The sequence below is a fragment of the Achromobacter sp. Marseille-Q0513 genome, from assembly GCF_018195695.1.
Lineage (GTDB): Bacteria > Pseudomonadota > Gammaproteobacteria > Burkholderiales > Burkholderiaceae_B > Achromobacter.
The window spans coordinates 1-5958 of sequence record NZ_JAGTJY010000261.1 but is presented as its reverse complement, the minus strand read 5'-3'; the positions used below and the strand labels follow the sequence as shown (position 1 = coordinate 5958).

1 pseudogene is annotated in these 5958 nt (G+C 70.4%); it reads right to left on the bottom strand.

Annotated features, from left to right (window positions below):
- A pseudogene (locus KDH83_RS28860) lies at positions 1-5958 on the bottom strand (hypothetical protein); the annotation flags it as partial.

The following is a 5958-nucleotide window of genomic DNA, read 5'->3' as shown; positions in this document are numbered from 1 at the left end:
GCACGATGCGCTCGCCATGGCTCTGGGTCAGCGAGCCGAAATCGATGTCGCGCCCAGCCTGCAGGCGCGCATCGTCCTTGACCGCCACCTGCGCGGCGGTCAGCGTCAGGTCGCGGCCGGCCTGCATGGAGAGGCTGCCCGCATCCACGCGCGCCACCCCGGTCAGGTGCGAGCCCCAGCTACTGCCGTAGTTCTCCGACGCCGAGGTCGACGTCAGCGCGATATCGCGTCCGGCGCTCAAGGCCACCTTGCCGCCCTTGATCGACGAGACAAGATTGCTCAGGTCCTCGCGCGCGGCCAGGTTGACGCTGCCGCCCTGGATGGTGCCGCCGGCCTGGTTGACGATGTTGCCAGCGGTGATCACCGTGGCCTCGCGCGCGCCAATGGTGCCGCTGTTGGTCGCATTGCCATCCACGGCGATGTTGACGCTGCGGCCCGCCAGCAACGTGCCGTCGCCTTTCAGGTCGCCTTCGCGTACCAGCAGATAGACCTGCGGCACCAGCACGGTTTCGGTGGTGCCGTCGGGCAGGGTCACGGTCTGTTCGACCAGCCAGACCAGGTCGGTGGTCAGCTGGCGCTGCTGCGCTTCGGTCAGCGCGACGCCGAGCTTGATGCCGTTGTCCTGCGCGAACGTGGCGCCAGCCGCGAGCAGGGCCTTGTACTGCGTGTCGTTGTCGCTGTACTTCTCCAGGAAGCGCTGGCCGGTGGTGGCCAGGATCTGGTCGGACACGGCCTTCTGTTCATAGAAGCCGTCGCCCAGGCGCTTGGGCTGGCCTGAGGGCGTGAGGAACTTCGCGCCCGGCGGGATCAGCGCATCCCAGTTGCCCAGGCGCGAACCTGCCAGCGTGCCGCCCGCGGATACCGTGCTGCCGGATGTGCCGGAAGCCACCTGTCCGTCCGTGCCCGTGTTGGCATTGACAGCGCCAGTCGCACCGGGACCTTGCCCACGCTCACCCGTCAAGCCGTTGCCGGCTCCGGCAGCGTTGCCGTTCGGCGTGCCCGGCAGCGCGCCGGGCTGGCGCAGCAAGTCCAGCAGGTAGTCGCTGGAGACGTAGGGCCGCTGGCCCGTGAAACGCGGGTCGGTGGCGACGATGTAGGGCGCGTCCGGCCGGCTGTTGACGGCGAAAAGCTGGCTGTCTGGAATGCTGGCCGGGTTGGAGACAGTACGCACCGCGTTACCGCCGGGCAGGCCGACGCTGGCGACCAGCACGGGGCCAGGAGCGGACGTGCCGGTGGCGCCGGGCTTCTGGCCGCTGAGGTTGACCTGGACATAGCCGCCCGAGGTGCCAACGGGCAGCTCGATGGGCTGGCCGGCCAGGGTGACGTTGTAGTCGCTGGAGTATTCCTTGCGGCCCTTGGAGCGTTCCTGCGTGACGGTCGCCGTGCCGACGCGCGTGATCGTGCGCACGCCACCGGCGCCGATATTGTTGATGTTGGGGCCGACGACCGATAGCGCGCCGCCGGCGGCGATCTGGCTCTTGTCGTTGGTGACGGTGCCGGTCAGCGTCATCGAGCCGCCCGACAGGATCTTGCCCGGGTCGGTCGACAGCGTGCGCGTTTCGGTGACGGTTTCGTTGACCTGGTAGTAGGTGAACGTGCCTCTCAGGCGGCTGCCGTAGTCGGAGTTGAATTCGCGGATACGCGCGTCCAGTTCCATGTGCCGGGCCTTGTACGCGGCATAGGCGTCTTCGTAGGCCTGGCGGCGCGCAGCTTCGCTGGCCTGGCATTGCCTGTCGCGGTCGCAAGGACGCTCTGGCTCGACCCATACAGGCATCGGCCCGGACGGCGGCGTGACACCGAACACCGCCCAGACGCGCGCGTCGCCAGCATATCGGAACCCTTCATCCGTATAGCCGCACGACGAGTTGCCCGCGTCGCCGCCGGGGCCGTAGCAGATGTACTGCGGCGGAAGGTACGTCAAGGGAATCGGCACGTTCTTGCCGGACTTGTCACGGAAGCCTGGCGCGTAGTCGAACGGCGGCCCGTAGCGATCCGCCGGGTATTTTGTCGAGGGCAGCAGCAGCTTGCGCTCGGGATCGTCGTCCAGCCAGGCGGGATCCTTGCTGCACATGGGCGTGACTTCGTCGCAAAGCCAGTTGGTCTCGGCGTCGTACATGTCCGTGGTGCCTTCGGGCGTGAAGTACACCTTGGGCTTGGACGACACGACCACGGTTTCGCTGGCGTAGCGGTTGTTCTGGTTCAGCAGCGATGCCGCCGCGATACTGGCGTTGCCGGCTGCCTCGATGGTGGCTGATGCATTCAGCAAAGAGACGGCCTGGCCCACAGCCCGGCCGTTGGCATCAAGCGCGCCGCCGATGCGCAAGTCTGCGGCCGAGTAAATCAGCGCGTGCTCGCGATTGACCAGATAGGTCGCGCCCAGATCCATGCCGCCGCGCGAGGCGATGACTGCCGCGCCGCCCGCGCCCACATCGTTGAGCAGCGACCCCGTCCCGATCGACACGGCATCCCCGTAGATCCGCCCCAGATTGGTCCCCCCACCCGCCGTGATGCGCGTATTGCCCCCGTCGATCAAACCGGCGTTGGTCAGCAAACCGGCGACGTTGATCGTGTTGTTACGCCCGGCCACCAGCTCGCCGCTGGCCTGGTTGTTCAGCGTGTTGGCCTTGATGCCCAGGTCTCGCCCGGCGCTGATGCGCGCGCGGTTGTCCAGCGTGCCGCCCACGCTCAGGTTCAGGTCGCGTCCGGCGGCGATGTCGCCGTCCTGGTTCAGCGAACCCGCGTATTCAAAGGACAGGTCGCCGCCCGAACGCAGCGCGCCCAGGCCCTGCAAGGTCTTGACGATGACGGTCAGGTTCTTGCCGGCCAGCAGCTTGCCCTGCGTGTTCTTGAGCGTGTCGGCCTCGATGCGCGCGTCGCCCTGCGAGGCCACTTCACCGGCGGTGTTGTCCAGCTCGCCGGTCTTGATGGTAAGGTCCTGGCCAGCGCTGATCGCACCGCCCTGGTTGTTCACCCGTCCGGCCACCAGGGCCACCACCTTGCCCAGCACGCCCTTAGCGGGCGCGCCGCTCGGGGTCAGCGTGTTGCTGTTGTCCAGGCTGGCCGCCGTCAGGGTCAGCGCGTTGTCCGCTTGCAGCAGGCCGCGCTGGTTGTCGATGGCGCCGCTGGTGGTGATGGTCAGATTGCCGCCCGCCACGGTGCCGTCGCGGTTGCCCAGGCGCGTGGCGTCGATGCGGGCGTTGCCCGCCGCGGCGATCGTGCCGCCGGTGTTGTCCAGCTCGCCGCCGAGCTTGATCGTCGCGTCGCCCGAAGACGTAAGCTTGCCGCCCTGGTTGCGCAGATTGACGGCCGCAATGTCCAGGCCGCCGCCATGCAGCGTGGCGCGGGACGCGTCGATGTCCTGGGTGGCGGCCACGGTCATCAGGCCCACGGAGGACAGCGTGCCGCCCGCCAGGTTCATGCCCGTCGCGGACAGCGTCATATCCTTGCCGGCCAGGCTGGTGCCGGCATGTTGCAGCGTGCCGGCGCTCAGCGTCAGGCTGCCCGGCTGGCTCAGCTTGCCGTCCGGGGCCACGCCCGCTGCGAAACGGCCGGCGTTGTTCAGCAGGCCCGGCGTGCGCACGTTCAGGTCGCCACCCGCCAGCACCGAGCCGGTGTTGGCCAGCGCGGTGCCCGCGTACAGATCGGCGCGGCTGCTCGCGAAAGCGACGCCCGCATTGTTCAGCGTGCCGCCCGCGTCCAGGGCCAGCGCCCCTCCAGATTGCAGCCGGCCGTCCGTGGTGATGAAGAGGTCGCGCGCGGCGCTGGCCGAGAGCTTGCCCGCCTGCGTGGCGATCACGCCGCCCAGCCGCACGTCGGTGCCGGCGCGCAGGCTCAGGTCCTGCCCGGCCGAAGCCGAGCCCAATGCTTGCAGCGCGCCGCCGGCGGTGGCGGTCAGCGTGTTGCCCGCCTGCTGGCGCGAGGCTGCGCCCAGGATCAGATCGCCACGCGTAGCCGTCAGGGAGAGGTCGCCCTTCAGGGCAGCAGCGGTGCCGTCAATCGACAGGCCATCACCGGCGCTCAGCGTCTGGTCGCGGCCGGCCAGTGCGCGGCCCGCGATCTGCATCGAACCGGCGGCAGTGGCGGTCAAGACATCGCCCGCCTGCACCAGCCCCTTATCCGCGACGGTGATATCGCGGCCGCTCAGCGTCAGCCTGGTGTCGCTGGCGGCCGAGCCGTCCACGCGCACGTCGCGTGCGGCGGCCAGGGTCAGGTCGCGCACCGAGGCCAGCGCGCCGGAGACGCTCAGGTCGCGGCCAGCGCTGGCGTTCAATGCCCCGGCCGCCTGCACCTGGGCGCCTTGCTTGATGATCAGGTCGCGCCCGCCCGACACGAACAGGTCGCCGTTGGCCAGCGCGGACAGCCTGCGTCCGCCGGACGAAGACGGATTGCCCTGTACGCCAACTGACCGAGGCGTGACCGGCACGCCGGCATCCTGACGGGTACCGCTGCCGTCGCCGCGTGCGCCCAGCGCGGCGATGGTGCCGCCCAGCCGCGCGTCGCCCGTTGCCGCCAGCGCCAATGCGCCACCAGTCGCCAGCGTGCCGTCCGAGTCGATATCGCCACCGGCCTTGGCGTCCAGCTTGCCCGAGGACTGCAAGCGCCCGCTCGCGGCGACCTTCAGGTCACCGCCTGCTTGCGTGGTCAGATCCCCGGCCAGCGCGGTGACGGTGCCATCCACGCTCATGTGCCGCTGCGCCGACAGGCCGGCCGGCGAGCTGGCCGTCACCGTGCCCGTCACGAAGATGTCGCGGCCGGCCTCGGCGCGCAGCGTGCCGCCGTTGGCCGCTGCCGTCTCGGCGGTGCCTGCCGTGCCGTTGATGCGCAGGTCCTGGCCCGCGAAGAGGAACAGCTTGCTGCTGCCTTGCGCCAGACCGTTCTTGCCCACGGTGAGGTCGGTGCCGGCGTTGATGCTCAGAAAGCCGTTGGCGACCGTCTTGCCGTTCAGCGCCATATCCTGCGCGGACGACAGGCGGATGTCCTGTTCACCCGAGATCGTGCCGTCCGCCAGCAACTTGCCGCCGGACTGGACTTGCAGCAGGCCGCTCGCCTGCAACGCGCCGTTGGCGCCCAGCAGCAGGTCGCCGCCGCTGGTGGCGGTGAGCGCGCCGTTGCGCGACAGCACGGTGCCGTCCACGCGCAACTCGCCCGTCGTGCGCAGTTCGGCCCGCTTGCCGGCGACGAACTGGCCGGCCAGCGTGGCCGAGTCCGCGTCGAGCTTGAGCGTGCCGTCCGCCTGCACCTGCGCGCCGGTCACGGCGGCCAGGATGGCGCCGGCCTGCAGGCGCATGCCGCCCGCCGCCAGGGTCTGGCCTTGCAGCGTCAGATTCCTGGCGGCCTCCAGCGTCAGGTCGGCCAGCGAGGACAGCGTGCCCGCCGCCGTCAGCGAGCCGCCCGACAGCGCGCTCAGCGCACCGCCGGCCAGCGCCCGGCTGCCGGCGGCCAGTGTCAGGTCCTGCCCGGCCTGGAGCGCCAGCGCGCCCTGGGCCGTCGCGGCCACGCCTTGCAGGTTCAGGGCTCCGCCCGCGTCCACCTGCACGCCAGTGTTGCCGCGCAGCTCGCCCGCCAGCGTCACGTCGCCGTCCGCGCGCAGAGCGCTGGCGTTGGCCGACTCGACACGGCCGCTGGCCGCGATCTGCGCATCGCCCTTCGCCGACAGATCCAGCTTGCCGTCGGCACTGATCTTGCCTTGCGCCGTCAGATCGCCCTCGGCGGCCAGTGCCGCGTCGGCGGTGGACACCAGCGTACCGTCCTGGCGCAGGTCGCGGCCGGCCGTCGCGTCCACGCCCTTGCCTTGCAGCCGGCTGCTGGCGCCCAGCGCCAGATCCTGGCCCGCCTTCAGGCGCAAGCGATCACCGAAGGCGAGCGCATCGCCGTCCACGCGCAGACCGCGCACGGCCGTCAACGCCATGCCGCCGTCGGCCAGCGCCATGCCGGCCTGCGACAGATCCTGGCCCGCGC